Annotated in this window: 16 protein-coding genes; 6 read left to right on the top strand and 10 right to left on the bottom strand. The window is 43.5% G+C overall.

Features of this window, described 5'->3' with window-relative positions; translation table 11 throughout:
- The first annotated feature begins 116 nt into the window (after nt 1–116).
- On the top strand, nt 117–2,765 hold the full coding sequence (locus FM019_RS17220; RefSeq protein WP_143837202.1) for a TonB-dependent receptor: 2,649 nt from the start codon (nt 117–119) through the stop codon (nt 2,763–2,765).
- Between the two features lie 62 nt (nt 2,766–2,827).
- On the opposite strand, the gene FM019_RS17215 is transcribed toward FM019_RS17220, so the two are convergent.
- The 4 genes from FM019_RS17215 to FM019_RS17200 all read right to left on the bottom strand — a co-directional run bounded on the left by FM019_RS17215 (nt 2,828) and on the right by FM019_RS17200 (nt 8,606).
- Complete coding sequence (locus FM019_RS17215) at nt 2,828–5,128, bottom strand: zinc-dependent metalloprotease (protein ID WP_143837259.1); 2,301 nt, start codon at nt 5,126–5,128, stop codon at nt 2,828–2,830.
- A 290-nt stretch (nt 5,129–5,418) separates the two neighbouring features.
- Nucleotides 5,419–6,018 (bottom strand): HAD family hydrolase, encoded by a 600-nt coding sequence (locus tag FM019_RS17210; protein WP_143837201.1) that lies wholly within the window; start codon nt 6,016–6,018, stop codon nt 5,419–5,421.
- A gap of 265 nt (nt 6,019–6,283) precedes the next feature.
- Nucleotides 6,284–8,212 (bottom strand): M56 family metallopeptidase, encoded by a 1,929-nt coding sequence (locus FM019_RS17205; RefSeq protein ID WP_143837200.1) that lies wholly within the window; start codon nt 8,210–8,212, stop codon nt 6,284–6,286.
- Nucleotides 8,213–8,222: 10 nt separating this feature from the next.
- Nucleotides 8,223–8,606: a BlaI/MecI/CopY family transcriptional regulator gene (locus FM019_RS17200; protein WP_143837199.1), complete on the bottom strand. Its 384-nt coding sequence runs from the start codon at nt 8,604–8,606 to the stop codon at nt 8,223–8,225.
- Nucleotides 8,607–9,203: 597 nt separating this feature from the next.
- Here FM019_RS17200 and FM019_RS17195 point away from each other — a divergent pair.
- Nucleotides 9,204–9,860: a dUTP diphosphatase gene (locus tag FM019_RS17195; protein WP_143837198.1), complete on the top strand. Its 657-nt coding sequence runs from the start codon at nt 9,204–9,206 to the stop codon at nt 9,858–9,860.
- A gap of 71 nt (nt 9,861–9,931) precedes the next feature.
- On the opposite strand, the gene FM019_RS17190 is transcribed toward FM019_RS17195, so the two are convergent.
- On the bottom strand, nt 9,932–10,570 hold the full coding sequence (locus tag FM019_RS17190) for a DUF998 domain-containing protein (RefSeq protein ID WP_143837197.1): 639 nt from the start codon (nt 10,568–10,570) through the stop codon (nt 9,932–9,934).
- Nucleotides 10,571–10,789: 219 nt separating this feature from the next.
- Here FM019_RS17190 and FM019_RS17185 point away from each other — a divergent pair, with 219 nt between their 5' ends.
- Nucleotides 10,790–11,164, top strand: a complete 375-nt coding sequence (locus FM019_RS17185) for a hypothetical protein (RefSeq protein WP_143837196.1) — start codon at nt 10,790–10,792, stop codon at nt 11,162–11,164.
- Between the two features lie 91 nt (nt 11,165–11,255).
- On the opposite strand, the gene FM019_RS17180 is transcribed toward FM019_RS17185, so the two are convergent.
- From FM019_RS17180 to gnd, 3 genes are all read right to left on the bottom strand, one after another.
- Complete coding sequence (locus FM019_RS17180) at nt 11,256–13,847, bottom strand: TonB-dependent siderophore receptor (RefSeq protein ID WP_143837195.1); 2,592 nt, start codon at nt 13,845–13,847, stop codon at nt 11,256–11,258.
- Nucleotides 13,848–14,312: 465 nt separating this feature from the next.
- Nucleotides 14,313–14,780 carry a YHS domain-containing (seleno)protein gene (locus FM019_RS17175; RefSeq protein WP_143837194.1) on the bottom strand — a complete coding sequence of 156 codons (468 nt, stop codon included), beginning with the start codon at nt 14,778–14,780 and terminating at the stop codon, nt 14,313–14,315.
- A gap of 212 nt (nt 14,781–14,992) precedes the next feature.
- Nucleotides 14,993–16,459 carry a decarboxylating NADP(+)-dependent phosphogluconate dehydrogenase gene (gene gnd / locus FM019_RS17170; protein ID WP_143837193.1) on the bottom strand — a complete coding sequence of 489 codons (1,467 nt, stop codon included), beginning with the start codon at nt 16,457–16,459 and terminating at the stop codon, nt 14,993–14,995.
- A 247-nt stretch (nt 16,460–16,706) separates the two neighbouring features.
- Between gnd and FM019_RS17165 the strand changes: the two genes are divergently transcribed.
- A complete protein-coding gene (locus tag FM019_RS17165) occupies nt 16,707–18,032 on the top strand; it encodes a M20/M25/M40 family metallo-hydrolase (protein ID WP_409553386.1) in 1,326 nt (441 codons plus the stop codon).
- 21 nt (nt 18,033–18,053) lie between these two features.
- A complete protein-coding gene (locus FM019_RS17160) occupies nt 18,054–19,235 on the top strand; it encodes an iron-containing alcohol dehydrogenase (RefSeq protein WP_143837192.1) in 1,182 nt (393 codons plus the stop codon).
- Between the two features lie 18 nt (nt 19,236–19,253).
- Here FM019_RS17160 and pncB read toward each other — a convergent pair whose 3' ends face one another.
- Together pncB and FM019_RS17150 are read right to left on the bottom strand one after the other, a co-directional pair.
- On the bottom strand, nt 19,254–20,477 hold the full coding sequence (gene pncB, locus FM019_RS17155; RefSeq protein ID WP_143837191.1) for a nicotinate phosphoribosyltransferase: 1,224 nt from the start codon (nt 20,475–20,477) through the stop codon (nt 19,254–19,256).
- A gap of 17 nt (nt 20,478–20,494) precedes the next feature.
- Nucleotides 20,495–21,142, bottom strand: coding sequence for an isochorismatase family protein (locus FM019_RS17150; RefSeq protein ID WP_143837190.1), 648 nt, complete (start codon nt 21,140–21,142; stop codon nt 20,495–20,497).
- 191 nt (nt 21,143–21,333) lie between these two features.
- Between FM019_RS17150 and FM019_RS17145 the strand changes: the two genes are divergently transcribed.
- On the top strand, nt 21,334–21,858 hold the full coding sequence (locus FM019_RS17145) for a nicotinate-nicotinamide nucleotide adenylyltransferase (RefSeq protein WP_143837189.1): 525 nt from the start codon (nt 21,334–21,336) through the stop codon (nt 21,856–21,858).
- The last annotated feature ends 70 nt before the right edge of the window (nt 21,859–21,928 follow it).

Here is a 21,928-nt window from a genome sequence, read left to right as displayed (position 1 = left end):
ACATCTAATTGTCCGGCTAAAGCGACTCCCTAATATAATCGCTGCCTGCAATTTTGAGCTCTCGCCTACCCCAATAATTAGAATAAACCCTTAACACAGTTTCACGAGAACACATTATGAGTATGAATTTGCCATCGAATTTCAAGCGCAAACCTATTCCATTGCTTGTTGCATTATCGCTTGGTCTAAGCGGCGCAAATGCGCTCGCGCAAGAGCAAACGGAAGAGCAAGTTTCAGGTTTAGAAACAATCACCGTTACTGCACAAAAACGTGCACAAAACCTTCAAGAAGTCCCTGTAGCGGTTACCGCCTTTACAGGTGATGAGATGGCAGAAGCTGTCATTAAAGATTTGTACGATTTACAAACAAATGTTCCTGGATTAGGTGCGTTTCAAAGTCAAAGCGCCACCAACTCAAGCTTCTCTATTCGTGGGGTTGGAACCTCCTCGCAAAACTTCGGCCTTGAATCATCGGTCGGTTTGTATGTTGATGGCGTCTATCGCGCTCGTCAAAACTCCATGATCAATAACCTGGTCGACGTTGCTGCGGTAGAAGTGTTGCGTGGTCCACAAGGTACACTATTTGGTAAAAACACACCTTCTGGTGCTGTGTTAGTCAGAACTGTCGCACCTAGCCACGATGGTGACGATTCATTTGTAGAAGGCACATTAGGCAACTATGGTCTGTTAAACTGGTCTGGTGCCACATCATTTTCTGCAATTGAAGATGTTTTGGCGTTTCGCGTAACAGGTTTTGGCAGCCAGCGTGATGGTATCGTCACAGATGTCAATTTAGGTCACCAAGCGGTCAACGACAGAGATCGTTGGGGTACACGCCTGCAAGCCCTATACACGCCGACTGAAGACGTCTCTGTAAGAATCATTGCTGATTACTCTGAAATTGATGAAACCTGTTGTGGGGCCCCTGTTCAGTTGAGTAATGTTCAAGCGCTAAATGTGCCAGGACGTTTTGGAACTGATGCAGTTCTTCCTTCCCTAGGTGGAACCGTATTTGCGGGCGGTGATTCGTTCTTTGATCGTCAAATTGCTGTGTCTTTCTTACCCGAATCAAGCATGCGAGACCGTGGTATTTCAGCCGAAATTAATTGGGATATTGATGACAACTACAGTTTTGTTGCAATCTCCGCCTATCGTAAATTTGACTCGTTCGACTTAATCGACAGTGATTTCACCGATGCACCTTTGTTTGGAACGAAAAATGACTCTTCTCAAAATTCGTTTTCGCAAGAACTTCGCATTGACTACACTAGCGATGAGTTAAACTTTATTGCTGGTGTTTATTATTTCCAGCAAGATTTAGATCTAGATTACAGTTTATTTACCGACGACTTGTTCAACCCATTCTTTATGTCTAATTTCCAAGGAGCACTTGATCCACTGCTTGGTGGTATTGATGCGCTAAGTGCAGCAACAGGCGGGTTGATTGCACCTTCAGCCCAAGCGGCTCCTGCAGGAACAGGGTTTGACCATATCGCAGAGCAAGAGCATGAAAGTTACGCGGTTTTCGGTCAATTTGATTACAAAATCAATGACGAATTCACCTTAACTGCTGGTTTACGCTACACAGACGAAACCAAAGATTTGTCGACAATTTTCTCTGAGAATCTCCCTGGCGGTACCGAGTTTGTGCCTTTCTTTAACAGCATTGGTAACCCTGCCGTACCTGAAACAATTGTTCCTGGCACCTTGATCTATGGTGCAGGTGTCGCAGGCGCTGTTGCAGCGGGTATCGCAGATGGTTCAATCAACATTATGACTGCCGAAGGTCAAGCGGCCTTGCAAGCATTTGTTCCTTTCCAAACGCCTGGATGGGGCTTCCAAGCTTTAGGTGCTACTACGGCAAGCCGTCCCGATATTATCGAGACTCTGGAAGATGACCAAATTACGGGTACGTTGAAGTTGAGTTATCAACCTAATCGCGACACTCTGATGTATGCATCTTATGGCACTGGCTATAAGTCGGGCGGTACCAATACAGATAGAATTGGTGATGGTTTTGTTCCAGTGTTTGATGCTGAAACCTCTGAATCATTTGAGTTTGGCCTGAAAAAAGATTTCCCAGAGCAAAACTTCCGAATCAACGCCGCAGCACACTACACAACAGTTGAAGATTTCCAAGCGAATACGTTCACCGGAAATGGCTTCAACCTGCAAAACGCTGGTGACTACAAAATTAGTGGTCTTGAGCTTGAGGCGACTTGGTTCCCAGTTGATACAGTTGAAGTGAACTTCTTGTATGCACGCGTTAATGCTGAATATGAGTCTTTCGAGCGTGGAAACTGCTGGAATGCATTTGAATTCCATAACACACCAGATGGTCAGTTACCTGCCGATCCGGGCCAGCAAAGCACAGATATTGCTAATCTGAACGGATTCTGTGACCGAACTGGTGATCGCCCTGGTGGTGAGCCAGAAGATTATGCAGTTGTCACAGTCAAAAAAGATTTCGATTTGTCAGATAGTATCTATGCACATGTTTTGGCTGAGTATAGCCATACCGGTGATTACTACCTAGATGGCAGTAATGACCCGCTAACGTTGCAAGATTCTTACAACATCCTAAATTTACGCTTCTTCATGAACTTTACTGACATCGATACCGATGTGATTATTTGGACACGTAACTTATTGGATGAAGAATATATCAATAAAACTAACTTCAACACGCCTATTCAAGGCGGTAAGTTAAATGCATATGTGTCAGAGCCAAGAACTTTTGGTATCACAGTGAAGAAGCGTTTCTAAACGCGCTAACAACACAAAACAAAGCCGGCATACGCCGGCTTTTTTATGTTCTGATCGTTCGATTAGATTGGCGAACCTGGTGGTAAGCTCTTAACTGTGAAGTCACCTTTCCACTCTCCTGATTGCATGAACCAATCCAGTTGTTGCGCCATTGAACGGTTTTGTTCTGCTCTGCTATTTTTCTTCAACCATTTATGCAGCAATGTCACTTGATTGAGCATAATTCCTCTTGCCTCGGGCGCAAGCTCGGGTTGCAGCAAGGCATTCATTACCGAATTTAACACCACGTAGTCCACGCGATTTTTGACCTGCTGCGTAAACTTATTAGGCTTATTTTGAATCGTTTTTTCAAATAAACTCTTCAACAGGGTCGAGACCGTTAATTGGTCTTTGCTTTTCACAGGCCTGGAAACCAACCGATTAAGCCGCTGCGTTTGCAAAAGTAAAGACAGCGTATGTCCTGCTCCAGCTTCAGCAGCACTAATAGGATCAAACACCAGACCATTGCGACCATTAAAACTCTCTCGGGTATTTGTCTCACCATAAACTTTAGGTGTTATGAGCTGCGTCAACGGATCAGGTAGTTTTAAAAATTGATAGTCTAGCGTTGACAACATGCTTTCCAGAGCACGCTGCTGCACTGATTGGTCGACAAAAGATACCCCTTTAGGCTGGCTAAAATCCCCTTTTAATTCGTATTGATAATGCACGCCTCCAATTAACTTGGCGACAGCTTCTATTTGATAACGATGCAAATAGTAAATCGGGACAAGTGACTCTTGCAGTGAAGATAATGACGCGCCGCTGGGAATCGAATTGATACCAAAATCCGCTAATGCGGTAGCTCTCACTTCAAACAGATTTTGCAATTCATCAATGGGGTTTTTACCATTATCCCAAAGGTGACCGGAAGCATTTGCTGCATGACTTGGTCGTGAATCAGGATCAGATTGATACGACAAACCTGCAGTTAGTGCTTTATTGATAACATTTTCTAAATAGGCGTGCTCAGATTGTTCGGCGGGCAAATCCTGGTAACCGTAAGCAATGGTGTGCAAATCCCATTGCCCCATGCCCACATCGTAAGCACCATCTAGTGTAACTTTTCCGTCAACAACAGAAACTTTGGGATGAGGATAGTCCATTACTGACTCACGACCATCTTCGCTTGCCGCAAAATTATGCGCGATACCCAAAGTATGTCCGACTTCGTGGGCGGAAAGCTGACGAATACGAGCTAACGCCATTTGTTGTTGTGCTTCAGTAGATGCGTTTACATGATCAAATGGGCTCGTGAGTCCCAATGCGATTAATAGGTCTTGGCGCACTCGCAATGATCCCAGCGTCACGTGCCCTTTCAGGATTTCTCCCGTTCGAGGATCAATCACTGAGCTGCCATACGACCACCCTCTTGTCGCACGATGCACCCACTGGATAACGTTATAGCGAACATCCATAGGATCAGCGTCTTCAGGCAGCGTTTTCACCTGAAAAGCATCTTTGTAGCCAATCGCTTCGAACGCTTGATTCCACCACATAGCGCCGTCGTACAAGGCACTTTTAACCGGCTCTGGTATACCAGGATCCAGATAGTAAACTATCGGCTCAATTGCCTCGCTTACAAGCGCGCTGGGATCTTTTTTCTCCAATCTATGACGAGGAATGAGCTTTTGTTCCATCGCGGCGTCAATCGGTACCGAATAATCCTGATAACTGACCTTCCAAAATCCTGAAAACGGGTGAAATTGTCGGGGTTGATAATTGTTGTCGGGTAGCTGAATGAGCGAATGATGAAGATGCACACTGATGCTTTGTGGTGCTGGGGTAACTTGCCTGACGTATTGACCAGGTTTGCTGCCGCCAAAGGTTACCAAAGCTTCCATTTCAGTGTTGTCCGGGAAGCTTTTGCTTCTTGAAAGATAAACGCCACTGCGAGATTTATCCAGTTTATAGCTCCCCTGTTTGGTGCGATCTAATCGATTGGCGATGCCGTGGATATCTGACAATAAAAAATCTGTGTAGTTGACCAGCACCGCGCCCTCCTGCTGCGCAACAACAGGCAGTCCGGCAATGACTGAGTCAGCAAATGCCTGGTCAATGCTTGCGCTTTCCGCTGCATTATTTGTGTTCACTCGGTATTCGGTATTTAGCTGCTTCAGCAACACCTTATCCCCAAACCGCTCAAATTCGACTAGGCGCGTCCCTCCTAGTTGACCTCGGTCCAAGCCTATGTCGTTTGAGCCGACGCCTTGAGGCAAACTACTTTGAAAAATAAAGGCTTGGTCAAACTGATCAACTCTTAAATATATTTTGCCGCTGTCAGGGTGATAATAAAATGTATAAAAGCCTTCTTGTTGCTCCATATCTTGAGTAAATTCCTCAATTGACGGACTTTGTGCGAAGGCCGGGTGAGAAAAAAACAAAAGTAGTAGTATTGTTAGTGTACTGATTGTTTTCACATATAGCTCCTATACTGCGCTCGTCAACCTCGGTAAAGATTGAACGTGTCAATGCACATTAAATGAATATGAAACGAAAAACGGTGTTAACCCTGATAAACACTTTCAGATTTACGGTGAACCTGATTGAGTTAAAAACAAACCTTATCAATAAACACGGCAAGCGCCTAGCAGATTCATGCAGAAGTTGTCCGTTAAAAATGCGAGTGCAAAATATCGAAATGTTCAAATACAATGTCCGCTTGGTGAGCATAGTCAGGGTTTATCGAAGGGGCATAGAGAAAAGAGCGCATTCCTGCATTGTTAGCGGCCTGCACGTCATAGAGGTAATCTCCAACATAAATCAGCTCTTTAACATCCAACTCCCAAACCTTCGCAATATGCAATAATGCGGTAGGGTCAGGCTTCGGTGGTGCATCCTCTCGCGTCAGCAAGATATCTATCAATGATTGTTCGCAGGCCAATTTTAATTGAGCAGCTTGACGACAATTTCTAGTGACAATGGCCATAGGAATACCCTTTGTCGCCAGCACCTCGACAAATTCTTTTGCACCATCTATCCAACTGGAGGATTTAGCGTCTTCTAATTCATGATCAATGATGATTTGCTTGGCATGATCTTTATGTCGCGGTGATAAACCACTGACATAATCGAGAATATCCGTATTCTCAGGACATCCAGTTTGATTACGTAAAAATGTAAAATCCAAACTGGAATGCATGAGTGTTCCGTCCAAGTCGAAAATCACCCCTTTTATTGTTGTTTTATTATCAGCTATTAAGCTACCAGGCATTTGTTTTCCTTTTTTCAACTGTGCTGACTACTACGAAAAACATGTCTTTTTGGATGAAAACAATCTGCGTGACTTAACCCTGATATATGCAGCGTTATTAATGTCTAATTTACCAGGGGTTTTATAGGGAAACTGTGCTACAAGACATGACGCCTATGCTAGAAGCGAAATAAGGTAAGCCAATGAATACCATTCGGTTAGTGGCTTAACTGATGGGTATTCATTGGCTAGCAGTCGGCTAAAAGATGTATTTCAGTCTTTTTGCTCAGATTTGCTTCGCTATTCTTGAACCTGTGACACGTAAAGACGTTTCGTCGGTGATTTTCGCATCCGGGTCAGTAAACGAGAAAATACGCGTAAGAGTCATTTCGGTGGCTTTGCCATCAATAGAACCGGGTTTAAAACGCCAGTGTTTAAGGGCCTTACGAACTGAGCGCTTGAAATAACCAGGCACATTTCTCTCAAACTCTATCTCTTCTACTCGACCACTTTTGGTGACTACAAAAGACACCTTAACATCGGCTTCAGTCCCTCTTGCAATGGCAGTTCTGGGGTAATTAGGACGTGCATTGCGAACCAAATTAGGAGCAACAATTGAGAGCAATGTCTGCTGCACAACCTGCACACTTTGTGCGACATCAGTATTCATCGGCGAATTTTCAACGCTCCTAACATCAACGCCATTTTCAGCGGTATCAGTGGAAGTCAGTTGTTCAACAACTTCAACATCTTGGACGAGTGCTTCATTGTCAGAAGATATATCACTTTGCATCACTGCTAGGCCTTGTTCGACACTCGTTTGACTTTGCTCAGACAGACCCGTTGCCACTGTCTGATTTTCAGTTATCGCTGGCTCAGTTGATTTTATCGATCCATGTTCGATATTTTTATCAGTAATGTTTTTAGCTTTAACAACAACTTCTGTACTCTCTGGATTTTGTTTCGACGAATCAACGACGTCGATTTGATTGGCAGACGTACTAGGTTTTTCAGCTTTCGTTGTTGCAACTGGTTTTATTATAGGTTGAGAGACGGCAACCTTGGCAGGCCCTTCAATTGATGCCGTCGCATCAGTTTGATTTGGAGGTAGCTTTTTACTGGCAATATTGCGTTCCAGTCGGATAATCACTTCTTTTTCGACCACTTCATCGTGCAATACTTCAGACACTCTTGTCTGGTACCCTGCATGAGCTGAAAACAACATGAATGCCATAGTAATCGCAACGAGTGCGGCCAACACCATGCTGTGCCAACTGCGAGAATATTTATTGGCACAGTCGGTATGTTCTATCATGCGAACAACGCGACCTTTTAAGTCTCCGCCGGTTGCAGCCATAGCTAGCTGCGGAATGTGTTGACTGCGGATTGATTCTGCATCAGTTAGTGCTGTGGCATAAGCTTTGGCATTGCCACACGTGTGCACGGCGATATCATCACAACAGTATTCTCGTTCAATACGAATTTGGTCTGATATCCACTTCACAATTGGATGGAAAAATAACAAAATTTCTGCCAGTGTCTGGAAAAAATTAATTAAGTAATCATGACGCTTAACATGTGCTAATTCGTGTGCCAAAAGCATCTCTAGTTGTGCCGACGTTAACCCACTGGCCATGGTGAAAGGCACAAGAACAACGGGTTTGATGAATCCAACCACCATAGGCACTTCTGCTTTCAACGAAATCAACAACCGCGTAAGCTTATTGACCTGCAAGCGATTCACTAATTTGTCAAACAACACTTGCATATCTTTGTCGGGTTGAGTCACATGTTTTTTCGGCAACTGATAAACACTGATTAGTTCAAATATGAGATGCGCACTCAGATAAACAACACCCACCATCCACAGCACCGACATTAATGACAGGACGTTTTCCCAACTAAGGAGGTGCAAACTCGACGAGGCGGAGATTTCTCCGGACATACTTGCCAATACAATAGGCGACAGTTGGTCCGCTGAGACTGTTGTAACGGGTTGATAAACCCATAAGAAAGTACAAATGGGCACCACCACACACATGGCCATAGCGCCAAGAGAAACAACGTAACGCAATTCTGATTGACGCTTACTTACCACCTGCAGCGCAAGATACAATGTAAAAGCAATAAGCAGCCCCTGCCACAAGAAATGCAGCAAAGACATTGCGAGCGCATTAATAACTGGGCTATCTAAAAGAAAAGCGAACAACTCCATTTCAGCCTCCTTATTTTTGTTTCTTCTCTAGTGAATCTAATAATTGTCTGATTTCGGCAATCTCGTCAGAACTGGTTGAATCACCCAAAGCACGCACTACCAAGTCAAACTTCGAACCACCAAATGCTTTTGCAAGCATATCTTTAATAATAGAGCTTTGAGTTTGTTCTTGACTGTAAATAGCTGTGTAGACGTGTGCACGAGTACTCTCGTCGCGTCGCACAAAGCCTTTCTCATGCATGATTTGAAACATTTTTAAGGTTGTGGTGTAGGCAGCATTGTGGCGTGAAATGACCGCCTCGTGAACCTGCCTAACTGTCGCAGGTTCCATTCCCCACAAAATTTTTAATAATTCTAATTCTGCAGCTGTGGGAACTGTTTTGTTCTTGTCCATTCTATGCTCCTGGATGACCTATGGTCACATAGTGGTTTAGGTTATGCAAAACAGCAATTATGAGACTAACCTAATTTTCTCGTTCTCAGTGACAATAACGAGATTGCAATAAGTACAGAATAACTGCACTTACTGCGTCAATGCAATTAGCATTTCTTCTTTAAACGTGATCCCGTATTTTGATTACAAAGATCGGCGCTTTGACTGGCTTTTGTTTTGCTCGATTTTTCCGCTGCAGTGTTCGTGTTCGATGTAGATTTACAAGCGGATGTAGCAACCAGCGCAATTACGCAAAGCAAGATAAGTTTAAATTTCATTTAATTCGATTCCTAAATTCTCGACTGCTTGGCCTATCGCCCGAGCAACCTTCCTGGATAGTGAGTAAACTTATCTACTAAAAGTATAGTAGATAATTCAAACTTATACGAAATTGTTCGTAGCAGTCAACCGTTTTTTGAATAAAAATTATTAAATATTAATGACTTGAAATCCAAGGCAAACGAATTTTCAGATTATTGCTAGGAATTATGGGTTAGGCCATTGCCTCAATATCAGGATCCAGTAAACTTGCTCTCAGATTCTAATATGAGGTTTCCAATGCTTTCTATAACTCAACTCGATACCATGCTTAACTTGCAAGACAAAATGAACAAAAAGGTCAATCCCGAATGGCTGGCCGCTGGATACCAGTACTTGCGAGCAGCAATGATAGAAGCGGTTGAAGGAATAGAGCACCATGGATGGAAATGGTGGAAAGCCCAACAAAAAGACCTACCCCAATTGCAGATGGAGCTTGTCGATATTTGGCATTTTGCACTTTCCGCAATCATTATCGACTTTGGTGGTGATATTCAAAAATCCGCAAATACGATTGCGAATGAGCTCTCAGATGGCAAAGATACTGTGGTTTTTGACGGAAAAGAATACCACTTTAACCAACAGCATATACTTGATAACTTGGAATTGATGGCAGGGTTGTGCGCAGCAAAAAGATTTTCTGTCCCGCTGTTTATGAAAATTGTTGAGCAAGCCCAAATGGATGCTAACGAGTTATATCGTCAATATGTCGGTAAAAATGTGCTTAATTTCTTTAGACAAGATAATGGCTATAAAGACGGTACCTACATCAAAATTTGGCATGGAAGAGAGGATAACGAACATTTGGTGGACGTTCTTGATGAACTAGACATTTCGCTGAATGACTATAGTGAGCAGCTCTATGTCGGCCTACAACAACGTTACCCTAATTTGTAAAATGTCGCCTGGATTATCAATCCAGGCTCAACTTTACATTGTTAACTAAATAGCCTGACTCAAGCCAAGCATCAGTTAAATAGCGTTAAACGCTCTTTATCTGATGCTAATCCTGGCAGGAATTTGCCCGCAACAATCCACGCAACTCCAAATGCACCCAGGGCCAAAGCCTCTGCCCAAAACGTCACTCTCGTCCACCCAAACTTTTCTTCGAAATCAATAACTAGCTGAGAGGCTAAGATCAACATTGCAAGCACCATTAAGACACCACAGGCAAAATATATCTTACTACGACGGCCTTTTTCGCCGCCTTGACCTTTAATATCCTTTTGAAAAAACACAAAACAAAATACCGTCAATATAATGAATAACACTGCAGCAAATATGTAGTGCAATGTGCCGGTGGTGCTAGACGTGCAGGTATCACAGGTAGTCGGAAATAATGCGACGCCGATGGCTGAAACCGCGGCGACCTTACTCGCCAATTTCTGTTTTTGGCTATGCCCGTTGTAGGCCCACAAGAACGCGCCCACCACAAATAACATACCGACAAACGCATCTCGTGCGTCGGTATAATATGACGCGCTTATCGATGTTAAATAGACATTAGAGATCCACCACACGACAAATGGGATTGCTAACGCAATGATCCCGACGAGTAATCGCAACGCTCGATAATCAAAAACTTTATTTACGGCGATTTGGCTCATGGAGCCTCCTAGAGAGAATAATTTGTTTTGTCTATTTTTTACCCTAGCACATGACACATAAAACGAGAGATTTATTGCCTGAAAGTCTCACAATTAGTCCGGGTTTCTAACAAAAGTATCCACCTTGTGACGTTTTCCTAACAATGCATGTTGTGCTCTTTTCTTGTCAGAAAGATTTCTATAGTGTTCAAATTCTGGTCAATTTTGGAAACATCGATTATGAACTTGAAAATGGGTTTAATTGTGTCAGTAGTCATGTTGTCTGGCTGCGCATCAGCCGTAGATCGCCACCATATGGTTCAGGCCCAACTGGATCGGCAAATTAACTGTGCCAATGCACACAGCGACATTAAAATGCTCAAAGCTGAAAAGGCGTCGACCTCAGAAAAAATCGCCAATGGGATTGCGTCCATATTGCCAACCTCTATTATTTTTAATTTAATCGCAGGAGAATTTTCGAGCCGTAAAGCCATAGCAAGCGGAGAATTTGATCAAATGCTTTATATGAAGATTGACGATATTGAAAAACACTGTGGCTCAGCAATCGCGTCATCAAATTTAGTTCTTAATGATGATATGGCTATTAGCAAATAACTCGAATCTTGCCGCTTGCGCCATTCACAATAAGTTAAAACAAAAAAAGCCGGTCACTAAGACCGGCTCTACAATTGATTAGTGCTATTTCTTAGAAGCTGTAAACACCTTTAAGATAGTAATAACCACCGTTTATACCGATAGGTGAAGTGGTTGGATACTGAGAACCAGCGACTTCGGTATCGTATAAAACGTTTTCGTCAGGGGTATTATCAAACGCGTTTCTTGCACCAACAGTCAGCACAAAATTTTCGTTCAAGTGATAACCCACTTCTATATCAACGGTGATCTCAGAGCTCACTTCTTCGATTGGCAAACCTGCGTCGATGTGATCTTCGAAGATCTCGCCAAAGTAATTAACACGAGTCAAGAATCTCCAATCACCATTAGTGTGATTGGCGGTAAGACTGAAACGATATTCAGGCAAGTTGTCTTCAATCATGCGAATACGGGTGTCAGAAATGTTTTTAACTTCTTCGCCATTCACTTCAAAGGTTTTCACGTCATCAACTTGCGTATCCGTCCAGTTTGCAGCCAATGAGAATACGGTGTCGCCACCAAACATTTCTGCATTGTAATTTGCAACTAAATCAATACCCTGGGTTGTCGTCGCAAAGTCGTTAGTAAAGAAGCTAACTTCGCTGAAACTTGACGCATCCGTTACGCCTTGGGCTAAAAGTGCTGCAATGTCTGCGTCAGTCAACTGGATACCTGAAGTGGTACTGATACGATCTTCAAGTTCAATATTGAAGTAATCGATTGTCACAAACAGACCGTTGTCGAACTCACCCACTAAACCAAAGCTATAACTGGTAGACTCTTCCGGCTCGAGTGGTGTCGCGCCTTTTTGAATCGCAATGGGATCAGAAGGTGGCAAGGTTGCTCTATCTACCAAACCTGCTGCAGAGAATGCGGTTGTTACGTTACGTACATTCGATTGACCAATGGTAGGTGCTTTAAAACCAGTTGCCACAGCACCACGCAAAGCAATAGTGTCTGACGCTTGATAACGCGCAGAGAATTTACCTTTGGTGGTATTACCAAAATCAGTAAAATCCTCGAAGCGTATTGCAGCACCCACCATGAAGTCTTCGGTTAGATACAACTCCGAGTCAACATAAAGCGCCACACTGTTACGACTGTCTTTGCCTTGGAATCTTGCGGCTAGTCCTGGGAAACCATTAGAGCCAATACCAAACCCTTGGGCTGCTAATGGACCTACTTCGTAAGATTTCGGATCTCCCGCAATGGCTTCAAACGCTTCATAGCGGTATTCAAGACCACCTGCCAGGAATAAAGGCTCCTCCATACCCACATCAAACGATTTGTTTACGTCAACGTTGAAGCTAGCTTCTGTTTGAATATAACGACCAGGTTTAAATGATGTAGGAGTGTCCGGTCCAAGCGACGGGTTAATGGTATTGCTGATTGCATATTCAATCTCGTTGTTACCAAAATAACCACTGACGTCGTAATTAACGTCATTATCAAGGGTGCCACGCGTACCCGCCACGATTGAAGCATCTGTTACGATACCACCAAATCTAGGTGTGAAACCGCCAGGGAACATTTCGTTAAACGCGAAACAATCTGGATTGTTTGCAACGTCAGAAATGTACGTTGGATTTTCCAACACATTACTTCCAACAACAATATCCGTTGGACAATTACCTGACATATCAGAGGTTAAATCGCCAACCAACAGCAATTGCTCACCGTCTTCATTTGTACCACCGTCATTTACACCACCACGGTTGTGAGGGTTACGGAAGTAGAAACCACCTTCGACTTCTCGTCTGGCATAGTTACCAAACAAATAGGCCTCTTTGTTGTCGCCGAGATCTAAGCCCATATTGGCAAAAAATTTCAGGTCATCAACGATTTCTGGGCTTCCCCATATTTGTGCAGGATCAGCCACAAAGGTGTTCCCACCCGCTATCAAGGCTGCGGCGTCATCACGTTGTACACTGCGAGATGTTGGATCAGAAGTACGATATTCCACAGAGAAATTAGCGAAGCCATCATCTGTTAGTGCAACACCCACGTTACCCGCTAACATGAAAGCATCACCATCACCTTCATAGTATCGGCCAGTATTGAATTCAACCGAGCCACCTTCCGCATCATCTTTTAGCGCAAAGTTGATTACGCCAGCGATCGCATCCGAACCATATTGGGCGGCAGCGCCGTCACGCAGTACTTCGACTTGTTTTAAGGCGACAGAAGGGATCACCGAGATGTCCGGGCCTTGTGCGCCATCAGAAATTTGTCCACCCAAAAACGTAATAACCGCAGAGCGGTGGCGACGCTTACCATTTACAAGTATCAAGGTGTGATCCGGTGCTAACCCGCGCAGGTTTGCTGGGCGAACAAGCGTAGAGGCATCGTTAATAGGTTGGTCGTTTACGTTGAACGAAGGCACAGCTGCCTGCATCATAGTGGTAATATCTGTAGAGCCTGTGCTTTTAAATTCTTCAGCACTGATAATATCGATAGGTACTGCCGACTCACCTACAGAACGAGGTGCCGAACGTGTACCAACAATGGCAATTTTTTCAACACTGGCGGTTTCGTCTGTGACGTCCTGTGCCAATGCTGTTCCCTGAAATCCGACAGTCATAGCTGCGCCTAGCGCGATAGACAGTCGTATACTGCTACTGAGCTTAGAGATCTTGTTTTTCATGTGTTGTTCCCAATTTATTATTTTTTGGTGTTTCATTATCAACGTTGCATTGACAATGACCTTGCGCAAAATGGAAAGCGATCCTTAGATAACTCTCCATTAAAATTCCATGTGATCAGCGAGGCCTACTACCTATGAATAATTCAAAGACTGCTCATAACATTTTTAGTTATAGATTGAATTCACCAAAAAAACAACTCTCCAGACTTAAAAACTCTTTTTAAAATAGAGAGTTAAGTGTTTTTTTGTGTAACAAAAAACGTTTAATGTGTAAGTATTTTGTTAACAGATCAGCTCAACTTCGTATAAGGCATTGTAAAGTTTAGATTTTTAAGAATTTGTTATCGTAAAAAAATGTAAGAATTGCACTGATAAAGCGGCCGCGAAACAGCCAAAAAAAAGCCCCACAAGTGCGGGGCTACAAGGTTCCAGTTGCTCTGGAATGAAGGGAGATATTCTTTACGTTTATAAATCGTTAGCAGCAACAAATTCGATTTCAGGCCACTCTGTATTCGCTTCCATCAAATGCTTAGGAATATTTTGTTTCCAAGCATCGTATACTTGTCTGTTTTTATTGACGTATAGCTTACCATCAACAATTTCGAATGCCTTGCCATCCACCTCGAATTTTTTACCAAACGTCGCACCGAAGGCACAAAAACCACCATAGGCTGGCTCATACTTTTCAGGATTCTGGGTAAACAAATCTCGATTTTCAGCTGAACTAAAGCGGTAAATTGCATCTTTGTGAACGGCTGTAAACTCGGCATTTCCTAACGTTGGCTCACCAACCGTAAAATAAGCAACCGCATCATAACCTGCCAAGATGACGCCATTTTCGTTTGTTTGCGTATCCACACCGGCAAAAGCAACCGAAGTAAATCCCATTACCAAAACAGCGAGAAGTGTTTTTAAGTTAAATAATTTAGTCATGTCATATTCCTCAAGTAGAAGTTGTGTAAACCAATTTGTTTCGACAGGGAGAATGTTACTTAAGGAGCTAGGCGTTAAATATGTCCAAACGAATGGCGCTTATGTCCGATCGTCTAAATCTTTGCTTTTGTTGAGTTAAGGCATAAAAAAAGCCGACAATGTCGGCTTTAGTAACTACACCCAATCCTGGATTAGGTTAAACAATGTCTTGATTAAACGTCATAGGTTGTCGAGGCAGTGTCGCCGCCTCGTCCAGTCCAATTAGTATGGAAGAATTCACCTCTAGGCTTATCTTTTCGCTCATAGGTATGGGCACCAAAATAGTCGCGCTGAGCTTGTAACAAATTGGCAGGCAAATTTTCAGTGCGATAGCCATCAAAGTAACTTAAGGCCGAAGACAAACATGGCATGGCTACTCCCTGCATTGCAGCGGTGGCAACAACTTCACGCCAACCCTGTTGTGCATTTTCAACCACGGTGTTGAAGTAATCATCCAATAGCAAGTTGTCTAATCCAGGGTTTGTATCATAAGCGGCTTTGATATTGTCTAGAAATACAGAACGAATAATACAGCCTTCGCGCCACATCATGGCGATGGAGCCGTAATCCAAATTCCAGCTGTATTCTTTGGCTGCTTCTTGCATCACTGCAAAACCTTGTGCATAAGAGACAATCTTTGACGCCAGCAATGCTTGACGCAAACTCTCTAAAAATGCGCTTTTATCACCTGTAAAGGAAGCAGTTGGCCCTTTGATAACTTTTGAGGCTTTGACCCGCTGTTCTTTGATCGCTGACAAGCAGCGTGCAAATACCGCTTCTCCAATGAGTGTCAGCGGAACACCAAGGTGCAGTGCTGTGATGCCTGTCCACTTACCTGTGCCTTTTTGGCCCGCAGTATCTAAGATATTGTTAACCAGTGCTTCGCCATTTTCTTTATAGCCCAAAATATCAGCTGTGATTTCTGTAAGATAACTGGAAAGCTCAGTTTCATTCCACTGTCTGAATACCGTTTCCATTTCATCGGTGCTCATACCCAGCAAATCCTGCATTAAAATAAAGCCTTCACAAATGATTTGCATGTCACCATATTCAATGCCGTTATGAACCATTTTAACGAAGTGGCCAGCACCGCCCTCTCCGACCCAATCACAACATGGGATGGTCAACTCACCGTTTTCATCTTTTACTTTGGCAGAAATGGCTTGAAAGATAGGCTTAACATGTGGCCAAGCTTCTGGGTTACCGCCAGGCATTATTGATGGTCCAAGGAGTGCGCCTTCTTCTCCGCCTGATACACCCGTCCCGACGTACAATAACCCTTTTTCGGCCAACATTGTGGTACGACGATTGGAATCTTCAAATTGACTGTTGCCGCCATCGATTATGATGTCTCCTGCTTCAAGGTGAGGCACAAGTTGTTCAATAAAGTCATCGACGGGTTGTCCAGACTTCACCATTAACATGACTTTTCTTGGCGTTGACAGTGAGCTAACGAGGTTCTCTATAGAATCTGCTCCGCGAATAGTTTTATCTTTAGCTCGGGTAGCTAAAAACTTTTCCACTTTGCCGTATGAGCGATTAAAAGCGGTAACGGTGAACCCTTTACTTGCCATGTTAAGTATCAGGTTTTCGCCCATTACAGCCAGGCCAACAACGGCAATATCGGAGTGTGTTTTCATATTATTCCTCGTTGAATTGGGTTCAGGATAATGACCAAATCAGGATCCCTCACTCTCACTAGTGTCTAGACTTAAATTGCGCGTAATGTACATGAATACACGGACTTTTTACAGGTTAGCATGGCAACAAATAGTAAAAAACGCAGTTTATTAAGGTTCAACGACAATTCATCCTCATTCTTGCTACGCGCTAGACAAGTCATTTGCATAATTCTATGCTGGAGATCAGTTTCCTTCACGGTTAATCATTTTGAATAAAATTCAAATTGGCTTGTTAATTCTAGCGTTAATATTAGCGCCATACACAAATGCGGTTTCCGTTGGTACCGGCCAGTCCTTAGAGGAGCACAAAATCGTAAAGCATCTCAACGATCAATACCCTGAGGCAATGCGGTTATTGGAAAAGTCAGTGAATATCAACAGTGGCACCATGAACTTTGCAGGAGTCAAAGCGGTTGGAATGCTATATAAAAAACAGTTCGAAGACATAGGTTTAACAACCCAATGGGTAGACGGCGCAACTTTCAATCGCTCTGGTCATTTGCTTGCAGAATATGCGGGTAATGGGCCTAAAATTTTAATGATTGGTCATTTAGATACGGTGTTTGCTCAAGACGATGAGTTTCAAAAATTCCGCCCTATCGATGAACGTTATGTTGCCGGACCGGGCATTACGGATATGAAAGGCGGCAACGTCATTATAATCGAAGTGTTACGGGCCTTAAAAGCCGCTGGCACCCTAGAAAATCTCAACATAAAAGTAGTAATGACGGGTGATGAGGAAAGTAGCGGACGACCTCTATCCCAGTCGAAGGCCGCTATTATTGATGCTGCGAAGTGGGCAGATATTGCATTAGGGTTTGAAGATGGTGACAGCAACATAAAAACCGCCGTTGTCGCTCGCAGGGGTTCGGTTAATTGGAAGCTTGATGTATCGGGTCGTGCTGCCCACTCATCACAAATTTTCAGTGATGAAGTTGGCTACGGTGCAATTTTTGAAGCTGCCAGAATTTTAAATGAGTTTCGTACACAACTAGCAGGAAAAGGAGAGCTGACCTTCAACCCTGGTCTTATCGCTGGCGGCACGGAAACGAACCTGCAGGCCAAAACATCGACAGCGACAGCCTTCGGTAAAAACAATATCGTGGCGAAAGATCTGATTGTTCAAGGAGGAATTAGAGCATTAACCCAAGAAGAACTTGATAATGCAAAAACTGTCATGTACAACATTGTTTCGCAAAACTTGTTGCATACCAATGCGACCTTGCAAATAGGTGACGGTTATCCCCCTATGGCACCTACGCCGGGTAATTACCAACTGCTGGAGTTGTATAGCCAGGCCAGTATGTCGCTGGGCTATGGCACAGTTGAGGCTGTCAACCCACGTAATGCAGGAGCAGCTGACATTTCTTTTGCTGCGAGCCATGTTGAAATGGCCTTAGATGGCCTGGGGTTGATGGGATCAGGAGGTCATACGAAAGATGAAGTCGCCGATATGGACAGTTTCCGCAAGAACATGCACAAAGCTGCTGTATTAATGCATCGTTTATCCGTCGCCCATGAAGATCACTGAACCAGTCTAAGGATACCGTTTATGGTCCACTCAATTCGACTCCCTGGTTTAGTTAAAATAGGGGGCGGTTCGATACAGCAACTGAAGGAAGTTATCTTCAGTATTGGCTGCCAAAAACCCTGTATCATCACTGATAAGACTATGTTTTCTTTGGGTTTAGTGGATACCATCGAAGCCATTATGCAGCCTTTGCCTGTGCAAATTTTCGCTGATGTCATGGCTGAACCAGACGATAAAAGTTTGTTCCCCGCAATTGAACTGGTTAAACAACACCAATGTGATTGTTTGATTGCATTAGGTGGTGGCAGCGCCATAGATAGCGCCAAAGCAATTGCGTTGCTAGTAAGTCATGGCGGCACTATGACCGACTACAAAGTGCCCAAACTTGTTGAAACCGAATCGATTCCTGTGATTGCCATACCTACCACAGCAGGGACAGGTTCAGAAGCTACGGCAGTCACAGTGATAACCAGCGCCACCAGCGGTGAAAAAATGCTTTGCATGGGCTCAGGGTTAATGCCTAAAGCCGCAATCGTTGATTATCAGCTGACACTAAGCTTACCTAAACGAGTCGCTGCTGATACGGCAATCGATGCATTAACGCACGGAATCGAAGCCTTTGTTAGTCGCAAGGCCAACCTATTTAGTGATCAGCAAGCCATTGCAGCCATGAAGCTTATTGCCCCTAACATTCTTGATGCGTGCGTGGAAACAGAGCATTTAAACGCACGCAATATAGAAGCAAAAGAAAAGGTCATGTTAGGCGCCACCTTGGCAGGCATAGCGTTTTCAAATGCTTCTGTTGCGTTAGTGCATGGCATGAGTCGACCACTTGGTGTGCACTTTCATATTCCTCATGGCATGAGCAATGCCATGTTACTACCGACTATTACGGATTTTTCCCTTAGTGGACATCCACAGCGCTATGCTGAATGCGCAGTGTATATGGGTTTAGTCAGTAGTACTTCAGATCAAAAAACCGCCCATAAAACCTTAGTAGCCTATTTGCAGGGTATGAATTCAAGATTAGATGTGCCAACGCTAAAAGAATTTGGCGTGAAAAAGGAGACCTACGATGCGCTCATCTCCACGATGGCCAAACAGGCGATTGCATCTGGCTCACCCGCTAATAATCCTCGTTTGGTTGATCAGCAAAAGGTTGAATCATTGTATAAGAAGGTGTGGCATGCGATGCACGGATGAACAACTTTTTAAGGGCGATTAATCCGCCCAATCCACCTTGTATACATCTTTGAGATAATTCACGAAATTTTCGTCTTCACACAAGTTTTTCCCTTTAGAATCAGAGATTTTGGCCACCGGACGGCCATTGACACGGACCAACTTCATCACCATGTTTAGCGGCTCTGCTCCTTCAACGTCATTGGATAAAAAGGTCCCTATGCCAAACGAGGTTTTGATTTTACCCCTAAACCTTAAAAACACTTCAACCATGGTTTCAAAATCGACACCGTCGCTAAATATTAACGTCTTTGTTAAAGGATCAATACCCAAATCTTGATACATTTTGATGGCCTTTTCGCCAAAAACGAATGGGCAACCAGAGTCGTGTCTGAGTCCATCAAAGAGTTTGGCAAAATATAAATCAAAATCCCGAATGAAGGCGTCCATCCCAATCACATCGGTTAACGCATAGCCTAAACGCCCTCTGAATTCTTTTACCCAACATTCCAATGTATGTTTTTGCGAATTGGCAAGCTGAACGCCTACTTGTTGCGACAGCATGAAAATTTCGTGCGCCATCGTGCCTATGGGGTTAACACCAAGCTCCTTGGCAATGTGCATATTGGATGTACCAATAAAAAACTCTGGGAGCATGTCTTTGAGCATGCTGACAACGGTTAATTGAGACTCATAGCTGAACCGACGACGAGTCCCAAAATCAGCGATACTGAGCCCAGTAAGATCGTGCTTTTCATGCTGAGCCTTTAGCCACTCTATTTTGTGAAATAAGGGTCGCCTGACATCTTCGTAGGTTTTGTCGGAATAATGGGTTCGATTGTAGACTTCTGAAACGGTTGATAATACGGGCATTTCAAAGTTATGCACATGCATCAACGGGCCACGGGCAGTGATAGTCAGCTGATTGTTTTCTTCGCCAATAAATAGAAAGCGTTTTTGAAAACTCCACATCCTGGCCCACTCAACAAAGTCTTTGGTGTACCAAGGGGTTTTTTGCAACCAATTGACCTGATCTTCGGTGAATTTTAGACCGTCCAAGTTATCTAATTCGTCTCGAATCTCGCCTATCAAGGGTCTTAAATCTGTTTCGCTGCGAAGTACAAATTTATATTCGACCTCCTCCACATAAGGATACTGGTGCATGAAGCATTGCCACATGTTCATTTTATAAAAATCATTATCCAAGGCAGAAAAATTGAGGTTTTCTTTAAACAAGGTATTCCTAAGCAAGCCAGTTTTCATCAGTTTCACTTTTAAAGTTATTGCTCTAACCAACGCTCAATTGCTGCGCTGTTTTCAAAAACTTGCACGCCTGAGGATTGCATTTCCTCGATCTGTGCGGCGACACCATCGGGCGAAATACCTCTGCATGCAGCGACATTCAGCAAAACATCAAAACGACCTGAACGTTGAAGTTGCTTGGCTGTCGTTGCAACACAAAAGTCGGTAGCTAGCCCTCCAACAATCACAGTATTAACATCATTGAAGACCAAATATTCGATTAGTCCGGTTGAAAGCTTTTCAGCTAAATCGTGATAACAAGCACCGTAGGGGTGAAGATCGGGTGCGACGCCTTTCCAAACAAAAAAGTTATACTCTGTGGGATTTGGTAACCCATCTAATAATTCAAATCCTTTGGTACCCGGTTGGCAATGCATTTTGAACGTGCAATCAGTGTTGGCATAATCAAGTGGCTGAAATTGTTCTTCGTCTTTTTCCACTTTAAATAGCGCAGCATCACAATGGGCATCACTAGAAGCCACTAACAGATCCGCTAAAGCATTTTGTTTGAGTAATTCAGGGACAATCAAATGCCCGTCTTTTACCGGTAACTCGTCAGGACATAAAGGCGTGAAACCTTTTTGAGGGTCGACATTGATCGAAGCGATAAAGCGTGATTTGGCCAATCGATAGATTCCTTTTTTACTATTCAATATTGATATTACTGCTAATGGTCATTGATACAAGTATCATTTTGACAAAAACCTATGCACATCAAAGATTTTGTCCAAGTGCATGAGGGAAATATTGCCCTAGATAATTGTCAGAATTGCTATAATCTTAGCGTTTTGCCATCAGCTTGTTTGAAAGAGAAGAAATGCGTGTAGCAATATTTGGTTCTGCTTTTAATCCTCCAACGCGAGGCCATTTAGACGCATTACACTATTTGTTGGAGTCTACCAATGTTGACAAAATTCTACTTGTCCCGTCTTTTGCCCATGCATTTGGTAAAGATATGCTCGAGTATGACACACGATTAGCGTTGCTTGATGAGTTTCAGCGCGATATCAATTTGTCACAAGTTGAGGTATTCGCCATCGAACATACTTTAAGCGACGGCTCCAAGCCAGTTTACACCTATGATTTATTGCAGCATTTGCAAAACAATCAGTTAAAAGAGCACCAGTTGTTTTTTGTTATTGGACCGGACAATCTCAAAAACTGGCACAAATTTTATCAAGCGGACAACATTCTTAAACAATGGGGTCGCATCGTCGTGCCAGAAAGGGTTGCGGTGCGCTCCACGGCTGTGCGCGAGGCCATCACCGCAGGCAAACCTTTAGACCAACTAGTCACAAATGGCGTAGCGAAATTCATCGCCGCTAATCATTTGTATCAGTAAGTACTGCGACTCCCTTCCACTCAGTGATATTCATGTTCTTCAGAACCTTGTTGATCTGAATCAACAAGGG

The sequence above is a fragment of the Aliiglaciecola sp. M165 genome, from assembly GCF_007197995.1.
Taxonomy (GTDB): domain Bacteria; phylum Pseudomonadota; class Gammaproteobacteria; order Enterobacterales; family Alteromonadaceae; genus Aliiglaciecola.
The sequence above is the reverse complement of the archived record's forward strand: the minus strand, read 5'-3'. Positions and strand labels throughout refer to the sequence as shown.